Source organism: Marinobacter sp. KMM 10035 (genome assembly GCF_046537445.1).
In the GTDB taxonomy this organism is placed as follows: Bacteria; Pseudomonadota; Gammaproteobacteria; order Pseudomonadales; family Oleiphilaceae; genus Marinobacter; species Marinobacter sediminicola.
Genome location: NZ_JBBVMG010000002.1, coordinates 754469 through 772268, shown reverse-complemented (window position 1 = coordinate 772268; position 17800 = coordinate 754469). Strand labels below are relative to the sequence as shown.

The window sequence follows — 17800 nt, the reverse complement described above, 5'->3', positions numbered from 1 at the left end:
GCTGCGCTGGAAACCGCCATAACTGACAATATTTCAGGCATATATGCCAGCATCAACCAACAACGCTCGGAAGCGGAAATCCGCCTGAAAGAGCAGGGCAGTGCCGAAGCTCGCGCCCAGTTTGCAGCTCGCATCCGATTGTTTGAACAAAGCCTGGCCAACGGTGTCAGCGCGCTTTCCGATGTGCGGGAATGCGATGGCCTGATGACCCGCATGCTCGACCAGTTACAGGAACTGGAAAGTCAGTTTGGCGAGTACGATGAGTTCCTGGCTGCGATTCTGGAACAGCGTGAAAACGCCCACGAAAGCATTGAAGCCCGGCGCCAGCAGCTTCAGGACCAACGGCAGCGCCGTGTAACCACACTCGCGGACGCCGCTGAGCGCATACTGAAAAACGTCAACCGCCGTACCGAACGCTTTACCACAGTGGAAGAACTGCATGCCTTCTTTGCGTCCGATGCCATGGTGGCGCGCCTGCGCAGCATGGCAAAGGAGTTGCGGGATCTGGGCTCGGCCATGGAAGCTGATGACTGCCTGGGACAGTTGAAAGCCGTCCAGGACACGGCCCTGAGAAGTGTGCGTGACAAAGCCGATATCTTTGAGGATGGCGGCGCCATTATCCGCCTGGGCAAACACAAATTCAGCGTGAACCAGCAGGAGCTGGAGCTTACCCTGATCCCCCGCGATGACCATGTACTGCTGCACCTGACCGGTACCCAGTATTACGAGCGGCTGGACGAACCGGAACTTGATCGCCTTCGGGGCTACTGGAGCATGAGCCAGCCGTCGGAATCCGGCAAGGTTTTCCGGGGGGAGTATCTGGCGGCTCTGGTGATTGAAGAATTCCGGAAATCACCGAATTTGCCGGTTAACGTCGCCGATATTGAAGAGCTTACTGGCTATATCCGCACATTTGCATCGCCCCGTTACCGCGAAGGCTATGAAAAAGGCATCCACGATCACGATGCCGCGCTGATTGTCAGCACCCTCTGGCCCGCCATTCAGAATGCCGGGCTGCTGCGATTCAGCCCCAATGCCCGGGCACTGGCCATGCTGTTCTGGGTGGATCTGGGCCAACAGCAGGTTCATGCCCAGCAATTGCGTTCCCGCTGTTTGTCGGCGGGTATACTCAGCCGCATGATGCAGTCCGGTGAGTTGCTGCAGGCTCTGGAGCAGGAGGTTGGGCCGAAGCTGTCAGAGTTTGTTGAAACTAATGGTCTCACCTTGACCGGAAAAGGCAGTGCCGAACGCACCTTGTTGAAATCAGCCGCCGAGTATCTGGTTTTGCAACTGGCCGAAGAATCGGAAACCTTCGAGGTCACCCGCTATGCCGGTGAACTGGCGGAAGGGTTTACCGAAGCCCTGAAACGGGATAACCAGTTTACCCAGTACCAGAACGCCTTGAATGTTGTTGCCGACCAGCCGGCTGCACGCTGGAGCATCACCAGCCACTGGCTGAAAGCCTGGATGGGTAAAACAGACAGGCAACATCTGTTGCATTACCTGCCGGAAGTGGTGGCAGTGCTGAATGCCGGAGAGGCTATCACCACGGCGGTACGCAGTGTGGAGCTGGCGTTTCAGGTGGAGGGATTGCTGGGCCAGCACGGCAATATCAATGAGCGCACCCTGAGCCTGCAACTGGATGAGTACGAGGAGCGCCTGCGTTATCACCGGCAGGAAATCATTCCCGGCTGGGAGCAGTTGCAATCCGTTCGCCACAAGGTACTGGAGAAGTGGCGGGATCAACTGCGCCTTGAAGAATACCGGCCCCGGCCGCTGTCATCGTTTGTGCGCAACAAACTGATCAGCGAAAGCTACCTGCCGATCATTGGTGACAACCTGGCCAAGCAGATGGGTACCGCTGGCGAAGATCGGCGCACCGATCAGTCCGGCCTGTTAATGATGATCTCGCCGCCGGGTTACGGTAAAACCACCTTGATGGAATACGTGGCCAACCGGCTGGGTCTGATCTTTATGAAGATCAACTGCCCAAGTCTGGGCCACGAAGTCACCTCTCTGGATCCGGAGAAGGCACCGCACTCCACAGCGAAGGCAGAGCTGATCAAGCTCAACCTGGCTCTGGAAATGGGTAATAACGTGATGCTGTATCTGGATGACATCCAGCATACGCACCCGGAGTTCCTGCAGAAATTCATCTCCCTGTGTGACGGCACACGACGTATCGAAGGCGTATGGCGTGGCCGCACCAGCACTTATGACATGCGGGGCAAGCGCTTCTGCGTAGTCATGGCCGGTAACCCCTACACGGAAAGCGGCGAAGTGTTCAAAGTGCCGGACATGCTGGCAAACCGTGCGGACATCTACAACCTGGGCGATGTGCTGTCGGGTATGGAGTACGCCTTCGAATTGTCCTATATCGAGAACAGCCTCAGTGCCAACCGGGTGCTGGCACCCCTGGCCACCCGCGGCATGGCAGACTTCTACCGGTTTGCGGATCTGGCGGAAGGCAAGGCTGTGGCAGATTCAGACTTCGAGCACGATTACAGCGCCGCCGAACGGGATGAAATCGTATCCCTACTGCAGAAAATGATGCGCGTGCGGGAAACCGTGCTGCGGGTGAACCAGGCATACATTGCTTCCAGCGCCCAAGCCGAGGCCTATCGCACAGAGCCCACGTTCAAGTTGCAGGGCAGCTATCGGAACATGAACAAGCTGGCGGAAAAACTGTCGCCGGTGATGAGTGATAAAGAGCTGGAAGCCCTGATAGATGATCATTACCAGGGTGAATCCCAACTGCTGACCCAGGGCGCAGAAGAAAATCTGCTTAAGCTCAAGCAAATGCGCGGCACCATGACCGAAGCAGAAACCGCCCGCTGGCAGGCCATCTGTGAAGAATATCGCCGTCGCCAACAAGCGGGAGGCGATGAGGAAACCGGCGTTAAAGTTGTACGCCAACTCGGCCTCATAGCGGAACAAATGCAGCAGTTGGGGCAACAACTGGTCGCGGGTATGGCGAGCTGGAAAGACTCGGAGCCAGACCTGAATAAGGCCCTCGGCGAACTGTCCCGCTCTCTCGAAACCGGTCTGGCCGAAGGTTTACAGTCCGTGCAACTGAACCCGGCAGTAACAGTAAATCTGGATAGCCCGCCTCAGGTAGGCGAAGCCCTCACAGCCTTCGCCCGAATCTTTGAGGAATCCATTGTTCCACTGGTAAAACTCATGGACGGCAAGCTGGGCCTGGATCTGAAAACCCAACGGGAAATGAGCCGGGTTTTGCGGGTGATTGGTGAGCTGCAAGAATCCGTAATGGGGCGAGAGTCCGGGAAATGAGTGTTGATACTTGAGATTTATATGGGGCCCTACAGGTTAGGGCCCCGGAATCTCAACAAGCGATCAACAACGAGAATCGTACCAACCGCAAGAGCTGACTTTATAACGCCCCCAAGTAAGAACGGCAGAACACCTTTCAGGAATGCTTTTTCTGGCCCGATGGTAAATGACAGCCATGCCCCGCCAAACCCAAGGCAAACGGTATGGCCCAATAGCATCGCCAGGAAGGCCAGAACAATATTTTTCGTGTTCCAGCCACGCTCAAAAAGCAAACCAACCACGGCAACGGCCAGTGGGAATGCAAACAGGTAGCCAGCGGTTGGGCCAAAGAAGTAATCCATCCCGCTGGAGCCCCCGGCAAGAACCGGAAGCCCCAGAGCTCCGAGGCTCAGCCACAGGATTGTTGAGGCGGCACCAAGTTTCCAGCCGAGAAGTCCTGCAGCAGTGAGGAGTGCATAGGTTTGCGCGGTGATAGGTACCGGCACCATAGGTATCTCGATGTAGGATGCTACAGATAAGCACAGAGCTGTGATTACGATGGCAACCAGTTTCCAGCTTACTGACTGGCTATTTGGATCAAGAGGGCTGAAGCTTTGGCTTGGTACAGGTGTCATCATTTTTCCTTGTTTAGAATGTTGTTTCTCAATGAGTCATACATCTCACCGACGCACCACAGCCTCTGGTTGGTTCAGCATTGCAATTAGTGGGTTCTTTCTTAGCACATAATCTTTGAGCAAGTAGCCTAGCAACAATCCAAGGCCAAACCCGCCCAAATGTGCGACCCAAGCCACACCGCCTTGGCCGGAGACCATACCCGCAATATTGATCAGGCTCCAGATCAGGAAGTACCAATGGGGTGCGAGCTTCTTCTGGTAAATAATAATCATGAAAGTCAGGCTGGCATGGCGGAACCACACCAGATAGAGGCCGAACAGGGCGGCAATCGCACCACTGGCGCCAACCAATAACAAAGGACCTTGGCTGGTATTGAACAGCAGCAATTCAGCCAAGGCTGCCATTATGCCGGCAAACAAGTAGATCACCAGAAACGCGCCGTGTCCCAGCGCGTCTTCAAGGTTGTCGCCAATAATCCACAGGAAGTACATGTTGCCAACCAGATGCATCAACCCGCCGTGCACAAACTGATAGGTCAGCAGCTGCAGTACAAAGTATGCGGGGTTTTGGGTATCCGAGTTCAGGGCCAGATTCATGAATATCCATTCATCGGCCTCCGGCGACAACACACCAATACCAAAAATCAGGCTGCACAGAACCACCAGTGAGCGAGTGACCCAGGGCGTGCGCTGCGGCGTTACGTTGTATTCCGCTGGCATGGCCGTCAGGAATTGGAACAACCAGGATTTCCACGACACTTTCTGGTTCAGGTCCGTAAGCGCCTGCTTCAGTTTGGGTGAATGCATTACCTGATCAATTTCATGCTTGTCGAGCCAAACGCCATCGCAAGCCGGGCAGCAATCAATCTCGGTGGTGTAGTGCACCAACAACTGATAGTTGGTCATGGAAACGCGGCAACTGATACATAGGCGTTCGCTCACACGAAGCGCGGGCCCCAGGTGAAGCTCGTGATCGTATTGGTCTATGCAATCGTGTTCTTGCGCAATAGCCTGGTTTAGCGAGCCATCTTCAAACCACAATCCTTGGCATTGACTGCAGCCAAGTATGGCGGGGTTGCTGGTGGGTTTCAGGGTTTTGGTTGCACATGAAGGGCAGTGACGGGCGCGGGGTTGCGGCATGAAATCCTTTTCCTGGTTTAACGGTGTTTCTGTAGTAGCTCCGGAGCCTTCCGGAGCGAGCTGCTCCAAATCCTAATTTTCATTGTAATGGTCTGCGTATGCGTGGCCCAGTACTTTTAGTAAAGCGGATGAGGTTGATTTTCTGTTGACCAAAATAATGCGCGTGCGGGAAACTGCATTGAAGATAAACACAGGTTTATGTGGCTCTCGTAAAATCAGGACCAAACTAAATGAAAGGACTCGTAATACCGCTATTATTCGCGGCCTCTATTTCCCACGCAGGGACCTATCGCTGGGTAGATGAGAACGGTCAGACTCACTTCGGTGATCGGCCTCCAACTAACGCAGTCACCAACGAAGTGCGGCTCGAATCGGCTCAGCCACCTATTGACACCAAAGCTCATGAGCGGAAGCAGCGAGTAAATGAGTTCCTTCAGCAAACGGAAAAGGAACGAGCAGCCCGAAAAGATGCCGAGGCTCGACAGGAGGCGCAAGCTGCAAAGCTTCGGGATCATTGCGCACGCATGGAGGCGCGACTGAAACATCTGAATAATGTTTCGGGGATTTATCGGCTGAATAAAGATGGTGAGCGGGTCTTTGTAAACGATGAAGAAAACGAGCGTATCCGTGAAGAATTTCGAGCCCGTGTGCACAGCGAATGTAATAGTTGAACCGGAATGGTTGCAGTCTCGTGGCTCGGTTCCAAATAGATCAGTAATGCGACAAGGCGCTACCATAGGTACACTATCAGGCCCGTACGCCGGTCGAAGCGTTCGGTGGCACCTCCAATCAAACTGGCAGATTCCGTGATTACTGCCGGCTGACAGGTTACGGATATCCTATGGAAAACGAAAAGAGCCTGATCGCGCAGAGTAAGAGTAAGCCGGAAAAAACGCTGGCCGATCTTTCTACGCCTATCTACGGGCTGTTTACTCTGGGTGTGCTTTACACCCTGTACCTTGCTCATCAAATTATCCTGCCGATTGTTTTGGCATTTCTCACAAGCTTGCTTCTGTCTCCGCTGGCCACTCGCATGTGTTCAGGGCTGCGTATTCCCAGGGTGGTCAGCTCGCTGATTCTCGTATTGCTGGTGCTTGCAGGTATTGCTGGCGTCTCCCTGGCTGTCGCCACGCCGGCGCTGGAGTGGGCGGGCAAAGCTCCCGAGGGTATTTCGCGTTTGCTAGTGGGCGAAAGCGAACTTAAACGGCAAATCAGCAAGGTGACTGAGTCGGCACAAAAAGTGGAAGACTCCGTAAGCGAACTCTCGGATAGCGGTGATAAAAAGACAACGGTAGAGCCAACAACCGTGGTTCTGCAGACGGAATCCTGGCGCGCCCAACTTATGAGTAAAGCCCGCGATGGCATTGCGGGTCTTGCGCTTGCCATGGCGCTTACGTATTTCTTGTTGGTTAGCGGCGACAGATTGGTGCTCAATTTTGTGCGTCAGTTGCCGAGACACCACCGCAGAACGGTGTTGCGCATTAGCCGGGACTCCCAGCATCAGATTGCCCAGTACCTCGCGGTATTGGGCATAAGCAATACATCGGTCGGCGTGGCAACCGGGCTTATGGCCTGGGCTGTTGGCCTGCCAGACCCAGCGGTTTGGGGCCTGGTAGCTGCTCTTGCGCGTTTTATTCCTTATTTGGGCGTTATTCTGACCATCTTGTTGCTGGCGGTTGTTTCCGCGGTAAGCCTGGATACCTTGTGGATGATGGCGATTGCTCCAGTTGGCTATCTTGCCTTGACCACTATGGTGGGTTTCTTCATCGAGCCGTGGATACACGGTTTTCGTATGTCGATCAACCCGGTGATTATTTTTGTTTCGATCTTCTTCTGGGGCTGGCTCTGGGGTCCTGTGGGCGTATTACTTGCAGTGCCACTGATGACCGTAATTCAGGTGGTTCTGAAGCAGATTCCCAAGTTGCGGCCCCTCTATAAGGTGATTGCTCGATAGTGGCGAGCCTGAGAAGAGTGGGTGTCCTCGTCACTCCCTGACACATGAGTGAATGTCTCCTATCCTGAAGGGATACTTTACATTTCTCAGGCAGGGACGAGGGTTCACTTATGATCCCGAATACAATGAAAGCCATGGTCCTTGTCGGTCATGGCGGCATCGACAAGCTTGAGTATACAAGCGTGTCCACGCCATCCCCCTCGCCGGGAGAGGTGCTGGTTCAGGTAACCGCGACCGCCAAAAACAACACCGACCGCAAAGCCCGGGAAGGGCTGTATCCCACTAAAAAGGGTGAAACCACGTCGTTTCAGATGGGTGGCAAGCCCACGCTGATTTTTCCCCGTATTCAAGGTGCTGACATTGTTGGTCATGTTGTGGCCGTAGGCGAGGGTGTCGACCGCAGTCGTATTGGCGAGCGCGGGCTGCTGGATTTTAATATTTATGCAGACAGCCGTCGGGATATCAACCTTACTCCGGATTACTACGGTCATGGCGCAGACGGTGGCTACGCAGAGTATGTTGCTGTTCCTTCAGCACAGTTCCACTGCATCCCGAATGAAAACCTTGGTGATGCGCAGATCGCTGCAATGGGAATGTGCTCGTATCAGACGGCTCTGCATATGCTCACCTCTGCTCATGTGGCATCCGGAGAGCGAGTTCTGGTCACCGGAGCCAGTGGTGGTGTTGGTACCGCCCTGATACAGCTTTGCCGGGTCATGGGGGCCATACCCTATGCCTTGAGTACTGTGAATAAAACCGCGGCGCTCTTGGAATTGGGGGCGGAATCCGTGCTCGATCGATCCGATATGGATAGTTTTGTAGAGCGGGTAAAAGCGCAAACCGGTGGCAAGCCTTTTGATGCGGTTATGGATCTGGTGGGTGGCACTATGACCGACTGCTTCATAGACGCCATGATTTTTAACATGAACGCCCGCGGAACCTATCCGCGCCTGAGCATTGCGGGCGCCAGCGGCGGAAACATCAGTGAAATCCTGTGGACGCGAATTTACCTGTATCAGGTTCAGATTCTTGGCGTTTCCCACGGCACTCGAGAGGAAGCTGGGCAGTTAGTAGAGTGGATTCGCAGCGAGCAGCTCAAGCCGGTTCTCCACGGTGCTTTCAGGCTTTCAAGGTTGCATGATGCGGAGCGCTACTTCATGAATCGCGACAGCAATTATCTCGGCAAGATTGTCATAGTTCCGGATTGTCAGTGGGAAGCACATGGCAAGCCCTGGTCTCTGGAGAGCGGTGTATGAAACCGGAACTGACAATTCAGCTTATGGATACCCATGCAGGCGGCGATGTCAGTCGTATTGTGACCGGTGGTATTGATGCCTTGCCAGGTAACAGTGTACGAGCACAAATGGAGTATCTTCGTGATCACGCCGATGGCTTGAGAAAACTGTTACTGGAAGAGCCTTATGGCATTCCTGAAATGTCTGTGGACTTGCTGGTTCCACCTTCCGACCCGCATGCAGCGGCCGGCTACATCATAATGGAAGTGATGGGATACCCGATTTACTCCGGATCCAACACGATCTGCACCGCAACGGCCGTGCTTGAAGCAGGGATCGTGCCCAAGAAAGAGGGTAAACAGAGCTTTTTGCTGGAATCTCCTGCTGGCTTGGTTCGCATCGATGCACTGGTTGAAAACGGCGTTGTTGAAGCGATCACCTGTGAAGGTTTGCCAAGCTATATCCATACCTATCGCGCGACTATTGAGGTGCCTTCACTCGGCTCTGTCACATACAGCGTGGCATACAGTGGCGGGTTTTACGCTCTGGTGGATGCCGAATCTCTGGGCTTTGAACTTCTCCTGAGTGAAGAGCGCAAGCTTGCTGACACGGCTTATGCGATTGTTGAGGCAATTCAGGCGGAAAGGGGTTTTTCCCACTATACCTTGGGTGATGTTGGGCCTTTGCCGTTTTTGCATTTTATGGGGCCAGTTCACCAAATCGCAGAGGGCTATTATCGCTCCCGTTCCGCGACCTATGTGCATCCGGGTGTTATCTGCAGAAGTACGACCGGAACAGGCACTTCGGCTCGGTTAGCCCTAATGAATTATGAAGGGCGCATCCGCTCCGGGGATAAGCTTGAAACCATTTCATTACGAGAGACTGGCTTCATTGGCGAGTTTTCTGGCTTAGGGCAGGTTGGTGGGTACCAGGTTGTGAAAAACAACATTATCGGTAGAGGTTATGTTTTAGCGCGTTCAGACATTGTGGTGAACTGTGACGACTTAATGGTGGACTGCGATGGGTTACGCCATATTCTCACCAGCCGTTGGTAGCTCTTAACTCTAATGACCGCCGTAGTGAATCTTGCATTTCGCAGGTGTGTATATTGCCGGTATCTTAACTAATCATAATCAATGAGGTTATTATATATTTATCAGTATCTTATAACTCGTCTTTGCGGTCGGGGTCAGGGATTGTCGAGAGAGAAGGTTGTCTGAATTTATACCATGTGGCAAGTTAATTGTAGATGTAGCGCAGTAGTAGTTGAGCCTAGCTGCCTTATATCTGGAAAATGTCAGTCTCAATTCACTAAACGTCAGGCGAGGAGTTCGTTACTTAATAAGTCGAATTTGGCCTGTAAAGGGAGAAGGAGTTACTGATGCTTTATTGGACTATAGTGTGTTTGATTATAGCGATCGTGGCGGGTGTGCTTGGTTTCGGTGGAATTGCGGGCACCGCTGCCGGGATAGCTAAGATACTGTTCTTTGTTTTCATAGTATTGCTCGTTGTCTCACTGGTGATGAATGCTATGAAAGGTCGCGGACCATAATTGTGTATTCATATTAGCATTTATGAAGTTGTCGATTATGTAGAGCTATTATAATTTCCTTATTGAAAGGAGAACGATATGAATAACGATATTCTGGAAGGTAACTGGAAGCAGCTTAAAGGTAAGGTGCGCGAGAATTGGGGTAAGTTGACGAATGATGATGTCGATGAAATCGGAGGCAAACGAGAGAACTTCATTGGCAAGATTCAGGAAAAATACGGCATGAAGAAAGATGAGGCAGAGAAGGAGTGGGATAAGCTCACTAAATAATTATCATTTCTCCACGCACCAAACGCTTCAGTATTGTTACTGAAGCGTCATTTGGGCTGGGTCGTGGCCTTTGCTAAGTTTTAAATCGTGACATGGTTCGCCGAACCGGTGGGTATAGCCATTGATCACATTTACTTGGAGAAACGTCCGAAAAGTATCGTCGATTCGGGCGTACGCATGAGTAACTTGATCATGAGTAACTTGATAAAGGAGTACGAGACAATGCGGAAACTTATTACTCACACAATGAGCGCTTCCCTGTTGGCAGGTGGTTTAGCTATGAGCCTTTCAGCAGCTGCTGCAGGCGGTCTTTACAGCATGGATGAGCTTAAGGATGCAGATGTTTTTGACAGTGCCGGCCAAGAGATCGGTGAGGTCGAGGATGTTCTGATGAGTAACGATATGTCGGTACATTCTTTGGTTATCGAAACCGGGGAGATACTTGGTCTCGGTGGTAATGAAGTTGTTGTGGAACGCGGCACGTTTACTGTCGTGAGGGCGTCGGGTAACCGCGGCTTCGATGACATTGAGTATGAAGTCCACGTTGAAATGACTCAGGAAGAATTTAAAAAATTGCCGACGTACGATGAGGATTGGTGGAACCAAACGAGCCAGAGTTTGCAGCAGGCGTGGGAAAACACAAAGGAAATCAGTCAGAGCGCCTGGGAGAGTACTAAGCAGGCTACCTCTTCAGCTTGGTACAACGTCAAACAAGGCGCTGAAGAGATGGGTGATGAAGCCGAGCAGGCGACTGAGTAAGGCACTGCTCTGGGAATCGTCCATTCGGGCGCCTACGGCGCCGTTTAAGTCAAGGAGAATGATATGGCCAATGTCAGCTCTGATGGTACTTATCAGTGTGCCCAAGAGGGGTGCAACTGCAGAGTCGCGGATGATGAGACACACTTCAAAACAGCAACTGGAATATTCTGCTCAAAAGAATGTTCGGAAGGCAAAGGGTGCCAACATCCCGGATGCAATTGCGCGTCTAGGAATTAGTTGAATCAGGATCGAGAGGTCGCGATATGTATGTGACCTCTCGGTCAGGCTAATAATATAAAAATATATTATTAGTAAAGTGAACAGGCTTACTAAATTATAAAAGTCAGTATGTTTACCGCTGTCGTTTGATAATCGTCCGTTATATGAACTTTTCGTAGTGCATCGTGCATTGCCTGAACTTGCGTTTCGAGCTTCCGCATGTCTATTCTTATTTATAGTGCAACCTGACCTATACAGGAGACAAGATTATGTCTGAGCACGATGGAGCTGTGTCAGGGGAAAGCTATCCCCATAAGATAAGCGCGGAGTTCGACAGTCAGGTCGCTGCCGAGCGAGGCGCAGAATCTTTGGAAGGTTTAGGGATTCCCCTTGCCCAGATTCGTATCATTCAGCCCGATGACCCCAATATGGCGAAAAAGATTGAGCCGGAGACTCAGGGAATTGCGCGGTCTTTAGTTAAAGCGCATGTGCGGTTTGGAGTGGTGGGACTAGTAGTTGGTCTTGCTGTCGCAGGACTTTTGGTGACGGTTGGCCCGGCTCTGACTCGTACAAGCCCGGTAATGACGCTCATTGCGGTGAGCTTCTTGTTTGCCGTGTTGGCTCTTATGCTAGCCGGTGCGGTTGCACTGCGTCCAGATCATGATGTCTTGATAGAAAAGGCGCGTATGGCAAAAAACGAAGGGCGTTGGACAGTGGTGGTGCATTGCGACAGCGTGGAGCAGCAAAAGTTAGCGCAAACGACAATGGGCGACAGTACCCATACCTTATAGCTAAATATAAAGCTGCGAGAATCTTTCGACCGGAGTTCTCGGTTGAGTGCTTGCCAAAGCGATACTATCGTTTAATTCTGTAATAAAAACCCAAAACAATAGCTGACCAGGAATGTAGGTAAGGGGCGTCAGTGTGTATAAGTGGATAGCTGAGCATCACCAGGTACTTTCAATCGTTGCCAGTTTTGGCTCCTTACTTATATGGCTGGTATATGCGCAGCTCCTTTACCTTGGGTTCAGGAGGCAGAGAAGCCCGCGCTTGATCATTAACCGCGGTTGCAACAAAGACATCAATGCTCTCTGTATCATCAGTAATATGAGCGCAGAATCTGTGTTTATTGAATACATCATAGCGAAGCTCGAAACTTCTGAAGGCGAGATCACGATGGATGTCACTGACTTCGAGCGTGAATACAGCGAAGGTGATGAAGACGGCGATGAGCAGGGGCCGTTGGACGTAAGGGATAACACTAGGCAGGGGCCAATTGAGTCTGGCGGGTTCATACACATTGGTACTTTCTGCGAACTAATCCAGCGACTTACGCGTTATGAAAATATCGAGGTTCTCCATGGTCAGCCTCAAGGAGAGCTTGAATTCACCCGCTTGACGCTGAGTCTGATAGGAATATATGGCCCGGAAAACATGCCCGTAGGTGCTGAGCGAAGTTTCGATATAAGCGTTAGCGGGAGCCGTTTGGGGCTCAAACCTGCATCGTGGGATACTAAGCAATTAGCGTCTATCCGTCAGCGTCGCAAGCTTCGGAGAACGGTCGAAGAACTGAATGCTACAGACTTTTCATCGTCATCCTCTCTTCGCCGTGTACCCGCTATTCAGGAGTGATCCAGTCGACTAATGGGGCGGATGTACGCATAGACTGAATTGCTACTCCGATAACCCACGTGATGAATCGCTATGGTTGGGGTATTGCTCGGCTGATTTTCCCGATCAGGAAAGTCGCCCACTGCGGCGCCTTTTTTCGTTTCTGCGCATCACGTACCAGGCGATAAACGCCACCAGCGATACGGTGAGAATAATCAGCGTGGCCAGCGCGTTGATCTTTGGGGATACACCCATGCGTACCGACGAGAACACCACCATGGGCAAGGTGGTGGAGCCGGGGCCGGATACAAAGCTGGCAATCACCAGGTCGTCCAGCGACAGAGTGAACGCCAGCAACCACCCGGACACCAATGCCGGGGCAATCACCGGCAGAGTGACCACAAAAAATGTCTTCAAGGGTGTGCAGCCCAGATCCATGGCGGCTTCCTCAATGGAACGGTCCACCTCTTGCAATCGTGCGCTCACAACCACCGCCACATAGGCACTGCAGAATGTGGTGTGTGCAATCCAGATGGTCACCATTCCACGATCGGCCGGCCAGCCGGTGAGTTCTGCCAACTGAACAAACAGCAGCAGCAAAGACAAACCGGTGATCACTTCTGGCATAACCAGAGGTGCGGTAATCATGCCAGACAGCAGTGTTCGCCCCCGCATGCGTTTGAATCGGGTGATCACAAACGCACAGAGGGTGCCCAGGCACATGGCCATGCTGGCTGAGTAGAAGGCGATTTTAAGGCTCATCCACACGGCCGACAGTATTTGCTGGTCCTGAAATAGGGCGCTGTACCAATGGGTCGAAAAACCGGCCCACACAGATACCAGCCGGGATGCGTTGAACGAATACACGATCAGCACAAACATGGGCAGGTACAAAAACAGCAGGCCCAGAATCAGCATGACTTTTGAGAAGCTGATACCGCGAGCATTAACCATTCTTCGACATCTCCCGACTCTGGAAGCGGTGGAACAATACAATCGGCACCAACAGCAGTGCCAGCATCACAATGGCCAACGCAGAAGCCACAGGCCAGTCGCGGTTGTTGAAGAACTCTTCCCACAACACCTTGCCGATCATCAGCGTATCCGGGCCACCCAGCAGTTCAGGAATCACAAACTCACCGACAGCGGGAATGAATACCAGCATGCACCCCGCCAAAATGCCGGCCTTGGATAAAGGCAGGGTAATGGCCCAGAAGGTTGTGATGCTGCGGCAGCCCAGGTCAGACGCTGCTTCCAGCAGGCGCAGATCCAGCTTCACCAGGTTGGTAAAAATGGGCAGCACCATAAACGGCAGGTAGGCATAGGTAATGCCGAGGATTACCGCAAAGTTGGTGTTCAGCATTTTCAGCGGTTCGTCGATCAACCCCAGCCAGAGCAAGAAGCTGTTCAGCAAACCCTGATTGCCGAGAATGCCCATCCAGGCGTAAACCCGAATCAGGAACGAGGTCCATGACGGCAGCATCACCAGCAACAGCAACACCAGTTGCCAGTGCTTGGGCGCGCGGGCCATAGCGTAAGCCATTGGGTAGCCGATCAGCAGGCAGGCGATGGTGGAGATGAGTGCGGTTTTCACCGAGCCCCAATAAGCGGCAATGTACAGGCTGTCGGACAGCAGGAATAAATAGTTGCCGAAGTTCACCACCACCGACAGGGTGTTTTCTGCCAGCCGGAACACCGGCTCGTAAGGCGGTATGGCCATCACGGCCGACGTCAGGCTGATTTTCAGGATCAGCGCGAACGGCAGCAGGAAAAACAGCAACAGCCACGCGAATGGAATGCCAAACAGCACCCGGCGGTGGAACAGCAATGTACGCACCCGCGCCGTCAAGGGCGCGGGAGTTGGGTTCACGTTCATGGCATTAATTCCAAAGCAGGATGGGGCTGGAGGCTTCCCAGGAAACGAACACGGTGTCGCCCCAGGTTGGCCGTTCACCGCGGCGTTCCACGTTCGCCATGGTGGCCTGCACACGCTTGCCGCTGGCCAGCTTCACGTAATAGGAGGTGATGTCGCCCAGGTACGCGATGTTCTCCACCGTGCCCTTGCTCCAGTTGAATTCACCTTCAGGCTTGTCTGGCGTCAGGTAGATTTTTTCCGGGCGCAGGGCAATCAGCGTGTTGGTGTTTTCTGCCGATGTGGTCACACCTCGGTCAATGTATACCTGTGCGTCCAGCAAGCCGCTGGACAGCAGAATACTGTCGGAGTTGTCTTCCTCGATGCTGGCCTCAAAGATATTCACCGAGCCAATAAACTCCGCCGTCATGCGGCTGTTCGGGCTTTCGTAAATATCGATGGGTGAGCCCACCTGGGCAATCTGTCCAAAGGACATAATGGCAATGCGGCTGGCCATGGTCATGGCTTCTTCCTGATCGTGGGTCACCATCAGGCAAGTGGCGCCCACTTTTTCCAGAATATCCACAAGTTCAAGCTGCATTTCTGTGCGCAGCTTTTTATCGAGCGCACCCATAGGCTCATCCAGAAGCAACAGCTTCGGGCGTTTTGCCAGTGAGCGAGCCAGCGCAACCCGCTGCTGTTGGCCACCGGAAAGCTGTTGGGGCCGACGCTTGGCGTAGGGCTCCATTTTTACCAGCTTGAGCATGGCCGCCACGCGGTCGCGAATCTCGTCCTTTGGCAGTTTGTCCTGTTTCAGACCCATGGCGATGTTCTGCTCCACGGTCATGTGCGGGAACAGTGCGTAGGACTGAAACATCATGTTCGTTGGGCGCAGGTAGGGAGGCAGGGCAGTTATGTCCTGTCCATCCAGCACAATACGACCGCTATCTGGTGTCTCAAAGCCAGCCAGTATGCGTAGCAGTGTGGATTTACCAGAGCCCGAACCGCCCAGAAGTGCGAATATCTCGCCCTTGTGGATGTCCAGGCTTACGTCGTCCACCGCCAGTGTGCTGTCAAAGCTTTTTGATACGCCACGAATGCTGAGTAACACCTCCGCTTTCGCGGAGGTGTTGATTCCGTTAACCACGCCCTTAACGCCCGGACTTAACGCTGGTCCAGGTGCGGGTCATCAGGCGCTGTGTGTCCTGAGGCCGACCTTCCATGATGTAGAGCTTTTTCATCACATCATCCGTAGGGTAAATGCTGGTGTCGTTAAGGATTTCTGCATCAACAAATTCATCGGCTGCCTTGTTGGGGTTGGCGTACCACACATAGTTGGTCACCTCAGCGATGATCTCTGGCTTCATCAAAAAGTTGACCAGCTTGTGGGCATTTTCAACGTTCGGTGCGCCAGCCGGGATGGTCATCATATCGAACCACAACACCGCGCCCTCTTTGGGAATGGTGTAGCGGATTTCGTTGCCGTTTTTGGCTTCCTCGGCACGAGCAGCTGCCTGCAGGATGTCGCCGGAATAGCCGGCAGCCACGCACAGGTCGCCATTAGCCAGGTCGCCAATGTAGCGGGATGAGTGGAAGTAGGTGATGTTCGGCCGCACGGCCTTGATCACGTCGCCACCCTTTTTGATGTCTTCGGTGTTGTTGCTGTTCGGGTTTAAGCCAGCGTAGGCCATAGCAGCCCGCACCATTTCTTCGCCGGAATCCAGCATGGCAATGCCGCAGCCGCCTTTGGCCAGCTTGGCCGTTATGTCCGGGTCAAACACCAGCGCCCAGGAATCGGTAGGTGCAGTATCGCCCAGGATTTTCTGGATGCGGCCAGCGTTGTAGCCATAGCCGTTGGTTCCCCAAAGATAGGGAATGGAGAACTGGCTGCCCGGGTCCACTTTTTCCAGTTGAGCCATCAGATCCGGATTCAGATTGGCCATGTTCGGCAGTTTGTCGTGATCCAGAGCCACAAAAGCCTTGGCAGAGATCTGCTTGGCAACGTAGTGGTTTGACGGTACGACCAGGTCGTAGCCAGAGCGGCCAGACAGTAGCGCGGCTTCAAGAACCTCGTTACTGTCGTAAACGTCGTAAACGACCTTTATGCCGGTTTCTTTGGTGAACTTCGCCAGTGTGTTCTCGGCAATGTAGTCAGACCAGTTATACACACGCACTTCTTCTGCGGCGATTGCAGAAGAGGCACACAGAGACAACGCAACGGAGGCGGCCAGCGCCTGTGGCTTACACAACTTGAACATTGGATAACGTCCCTCACTGAAAAGGGATGGATACAAAGCGTGCAGGACGCACGCGGTGTTGTGCAGGTCTGCTGAGGGAAGGCCGCGGGTGCGACTCCTTTGAGGCTTGTCCTGGAAAACGGTGGTGGGGCTATAGTTTATGGAACCGACCGAATTCGGGCGATATTTAACACGAGAATGCGTGGCGCGCTACAAATATCTTGTAGGAGTGTGCAGGGGTTGTACCTATGAGGACTCATCGGCATCAAGAACTACTTCCACGGTGCGGGAGTTTACGGCTCTCGGGCACCGTGAAAGAGAGTTTGAATGGCAGATGTCATTCACGCCAATAGTTGTTGGCTGCTGCTACCGTCTGAAAGTTTACAGCGATAACGTGGGAGGCAGCAGTCAAACCGTCGGCAGAGTTCGCGTATTCCGGCCTTAGCTTTTTCAGTGTATCCATATCCGGCTGAGTGTATTTCACGCCGCGACGGCTAAGGGTGATTGCAAGCTCATAGCCTTGCTGGGGAGTATCGGTAATCAACGAGGTTAGCCAAGTATCAGTCATTTTAAATACCTTTTTGTTTGGGTTCGCCGCAAGCATAGCAGACGATTCCAGACTTTGGGCATTCCCTGCATCTGAAATAGTTGCGGTCTTTCGACTATATTATTAAGACTAAACAACAGGCGAGGTGGCTATGGAATATGTTGATGGTTGTGTAGTGGCGGTGCCCACTAAAAACAAGGCAGCTTATATTGCGCACGCCACTGAGGCAGCGAAATTGTTCAAGAAGCACGGTGCGACCCGTCTTGTTGAATGCTGGGGCGACGATGTTCCTGAGGGTAAATTGACGTCGTTTCCCATGGCTGTTCAATGTAAAGATGATGAAACCGTTGTTTTCTCGTGGATAACCTGGCCCTCACGCGATGCGCGGGATTCGGGTATGAAGAACGTGATGGAGGAGTGGCAATCTAGCGGTGATGACAATCCTATGCCCTTTGACGGGGCGCGTATGATTTTTGGTGGTTTCCGGGTGGTGGTAGACGAGTAAAGTCGGTGCCACTC

The 17800-nt window shown here is 52.9% G+C and carries 18 protein-coding genes; 11 read left to right on the top strand and 7 right to left on the bottom strand.

Annotated features, from left to right (window positions below; genetic code table 11):
* Positions 1-3291: ATP-binding protein (locus AADB16_RS15435; RefSeq protein ID WP_410804546.1), on the top strand; the 3291-nt coding region annotated here is incomplete at its 5' end.
* 29 nt (positions 3292-3320) lie between these two features.
* Here AADB16_RS15435 and AADB16_RS15430 read toward each other — a convergent pair.
* Both AADB16_RS15430 and AADB16_RS15425 read right to left on the bottom strand, forming a co-directional pair.
* Entirely contained in the window at positions 3321-3905 is a 585-nt protein-coding gene (locus AADB16_RS15430; RefSeq protein WP_410804544.1) for a biotin transporter BioY, read from the bottom strand.
* Between the two features lie 45 nt (positions 3906-3950).
* Positions 3951-5045 carry a rhomboid family intramembrane serine protease gene (locus tag AADB16_RS15425; RefSeq protein ID WP_410804542.1) on the bottom strand — a complete coding sequence of 365 codons (1095 nt, stop codon included), beginning with the start codon at positions 5043-5045 and terminating at the stop codon, positions 3951-3953.
* Between the two features lie 230 nt (positions 5046-5275).
* Here AADB16_RS15425 and AADB16_RS15420 point away from each other — a divergent pair, with 230 nt between their 5' ends.
* The 9 genes from AADB16_RS15420 to AADB16_RS15380 all read left to right on the top strand — a co-directional run bounded on the left by AADB16_RS15420 (position 5276) and on the right by AADB16_RS15380 (position 12666).
* Positions 5276-5716 carry a DUF4124 domain-containing protein gene (locus AADB16_RS15420; protein ID WP_309045237.1) on the top strand — a complete coding sequence of 147 codons (441 nt, stop codon included), beginning with the start codon at positions 5276-5278 and terminating at the stop codon, positions 5714-5716.
* Between the two features lie 170 nt (positions 5717-5886).
* Positions 5887-6999 (top strand): AI-2E family transporter, encoded by a 1113-nt coding sequence (locus tag AADB16_RS15415; protein ID WP_410804540.1) that lies wholly within the window; start codon positions 5887-5889, stop codon positions 6997-6999.
* Between the two features lie 110 nt (positions 7000-7109).
* On the top strand, positions 7110-8255 hold the full coding sequence (locus AADB16_RS15410) for a zinc-binding dehydrogenase (RefSeq protein WP_410804538.1): 1146 nt from the start codon (positions 7110-7112) through the stop codon (positions 8253-8255).
* Entirely contained in the window at positions 8252-9289 is a 1038-nt protein-coding gene (locus AADB16_RS15405) for a proline racemase family protein (RefSeq protein ID WP_309045240.1), read from the top strand. The genes AADB16_RS15410 and AADB16_RS15405 overlap by 4 nt, the downstream gene beginning before the upstream one ends.
* A gap of 326 nt (positions 9290-9615) precedes the next feature.
* A complete protein-coding gene (locus AADB16_RS15400; protein WP_298450118.1) occupies positions 9616-9786 on the top strand; it encodes a DUF1328 domain-containing protein in 171 nt (56 codons plus the stop codon).
* A gap of 78 nt (positions 9787-9864) precedes the next feature.
* On the top strand, positions 9865-10056 hold the full coding sequence (locus tag AADB16_RS15395; protein WP_298450120.1) for a CsbD family protein: 192 nt from the start codon (positions 9865-9867) through the stop codon (positions 10054-10056).
* 177 nt (positions 10057-10233) lie between these two features.
* Entirely contained in the window at positions 10234-10815 is a 582-nt protein-coding gene (locus tag AADB16_RS15390; protein WP_309045241.1) for a PRC-barrel domain-containing protein, read from the top strand.
* A gap of 488 nt (positions 10816-11303) precedes the next feature.
* A complete protein-coding gene (locus AADB16_RS15385) occupies positions 11304-11825 on the top strand; it encodes a hypothetical protein (RefSeq protein ID WP_410804535.1) in 522 nt (173 codons plus the stop codon).
* Positions 11826-12141: 316 nt separating this feature from the next.
* Positions 12142-12666 carry a hypothetical protein gene (locus tag AADB16_RS15380; RefSeq protein WP_309045243.1) on the top strand — a complete coding sequence of 175 codons (525 nt, stop codon included), beginning with the start codon at positions 12142-12144 and terminating at the stop codon, positions 12664-12666.
* Positions 12667-12771: 105 nt separating this feature from the next.
* Here the strand turns inward: AADB16_RS15380 and AADB16_RS15375 are convergent, their stop codons facing one another.
* The 5 genes from AADB16_RS15375 to AADB16_RS15355 form a co-directional block, all read right to left on the bottom strand.
* Positions 12772-13599, bottom strand: coding sequence for an ABC transporter permease subunit (locus AADB16_RS15375; protein ID WP_410804533.1), 828 nt, complete (start codon positions 13597-13599; stop codon positions 12772-12774).
* The gene (locus tag AADB16_RS15370; protein ID WP_310966834.1) at positions 13592-14521 is read right to left on the bottom strand and encodes an ABC transporter permease subunit; all 930 of its coding nucleotides are present in this window, start codon (positions 14519-14521) and stop codon (positions 13592-13594) included. Before AADB16_RS15370 ends, AADB16_RS15375 begins: the two co-directional genes overlap by 8 nt.
* A gap of 4 nt (positions 14522-14525) precedes the next feature.
* Entirely contained in the window at positions 14526-15644 is a 1119-nt protein-coding gene (gene potA / locus AADB16_RS15365) for a polyamine ABC transporter ATP-binding protein (protein ID WP_410804531.1), read from the bottom strand.
* A 4-nt stretch (positions 15645-15648) separates the two neighbouring features.
* Complete coding sequence (locus AADB16_RS15360; RefSeq protein ID WP_309045246.1) at positions 15649-16755, bottom strand: polyamine ABC transporter substrate-binding protein; 1107 nt, start codon at positions 16753-16755, stop codon at positions 15649-15651.
* 316 nt (positions 16756-17071) lie between these two features.
* Positions 17072-17302: a hexameric tyrosine-coordinated heme protein gene (locus tag AADB16_RS15355; RefSeq protein WP_410804528.1), complete on the bottom strand. Its 231-nt coding sequence runs from the start codon at positions 17300-17302 to the stop codon at positions 17072-17074.
* A gap of 130 nt (positions 17303-17432) precedes the next feature.
* Between AADB16_RS15355 and AADB16_RS15350 the strand changes: the two genes are divergently transcribed.
* Positions 17433-17786 (top strand): DUF1428 domain-containing protein, encoded by a 354-nt coding sequence (locus AADB16_RS15350; RefSeq protein ID WP_410804526.1) that lies wholly within the window; start codon positions 17433-17435, stop codon positions 17784-17786.
* The last annotated feature ends 14 nt before the right edge of the window (positions 17787-17800 follow it).

What these genes read in the sequence shown, in the direction of transcription:
- AADB16_RS15430 (WP_410804544.1), bottom strand. Translation starts at nt 3,905, where the DNA reads ATGACACCTGTACCAAGCCAAAGCTTCAGCCCTCTTGATCCAAATAGC.
- AADB16_RS15390 (WP_309045241.1), top strand. Translation starts at nt 10,234, where the DNA reads ATGAGTAACTTGATCATGAGTAACTTGATAAAGGAGTACGAGACAATG.
- AADB16_RS15370 (WP_310966834.1), bottom strand. Translation starts at nt 14,521, where the DNA reads ATGAACGTGAACCCAACTCCCGCGCCCTTGACGGCGCGGGTGCGTACA.
- AADB16_RS15405 (WP_309045240.1), top strand. Translation starts at nt 8,252, where the DNA reads ATGAAACCGGAACTGACAATTCAGCTTATGGATACCCATGCAGGCGGC.
- AADB16_RS15360 (WP_309045246.1), bottom strand. Translation starts at nt 16,755, where the DNA reads ATGTTCAAGTTGTGTAAGCCACAGGCGCTGGCCGCCTCCGTTGCGTTG.
- AADB16_RS15380 (WP_309045243.1), top strand. Translation starts at nt 12,142, where the DNA reads ATGAGCGCAGAATCTGTGTTTATTGAATACATCATAGCGAAGCTCGAA.
- AADB16_RS15385 (WP_410804535.1), top strand. Translation starts at nt 11,304, where the DNA reads ATGTCTGAGCACGATGGAGCTGTGTCAGGGGAAAGCTATCCCCATAAG.
- AADB16_RS15355 (WP_410804528.1), bottom strand. Translation starts at nt 17,302, where the DNA reads ATGACTGATACTTGGCTAACCTCGTTGATTACCGATACTCCCCAGCAA.
- AADB16_RS15420 (WP_309045237.1), top strand. Translation starts at nt 5,276, where the DNA reads ATGAAAGGACTCGTAATACCGCTATTATTCGCGGCCTCTATTTCCCAC.
- AADB16_RS15415 (WP_410804540.1), top strand. Translation starts at nt 5,887, where the DNA reads ATGGAAAACGAAAAGAGCCTGATCGCGCAGAGTAAGAGTAAGCCGGAA.
- AADB16_RS15375 (WP_410804533.1), bottom strand. Translation starts at nt 13,599, where the DNA reads ATGGTTAATGCTCGCGGTATCAGCTTCTCAAAAGTCATGCTGATTCTG.
- AADB16_RS15395 (WP_298450120.1), top strand. Translation starts at nt 9,865, where the DNA reads ATGAATAACGATATTCTGGAAGGTAACTGGAAGCAGCTTAAAGGTAAG.
- AADB16_RS15425 (WP_410804542.1), bottom strand. Translation starts at nt 5,045, where the DNA reads ATGCCGCAACCCCGCGCCCGTCACTGCCCTTCATGTGCAACCAAAACC.
- AADB16_RS15400 (WP_298450118.1), top strand. Translation starts at nt 9,616, where the DNA reads ATGCTTTATTGGACTATAGTGTGTTTGATTATAGCGATCGTGGCGGGT.
- AADB16_RS15350 (WP_410804526.1), top strand. Translation starts at nt 17,433, where the DNA reads ATGGAATATGTTGATGGTTGTGTAGTGGCGGTGCCCACTAAAAACAAG.
- AADB16_RS15410 (WP_410804538.1), top strand. Translation starts at nt 7,110, where the DNA reads ATGATCCCGAATACAATGAAAGCCATGGTCCTTGTCGGTCATGGCGGC.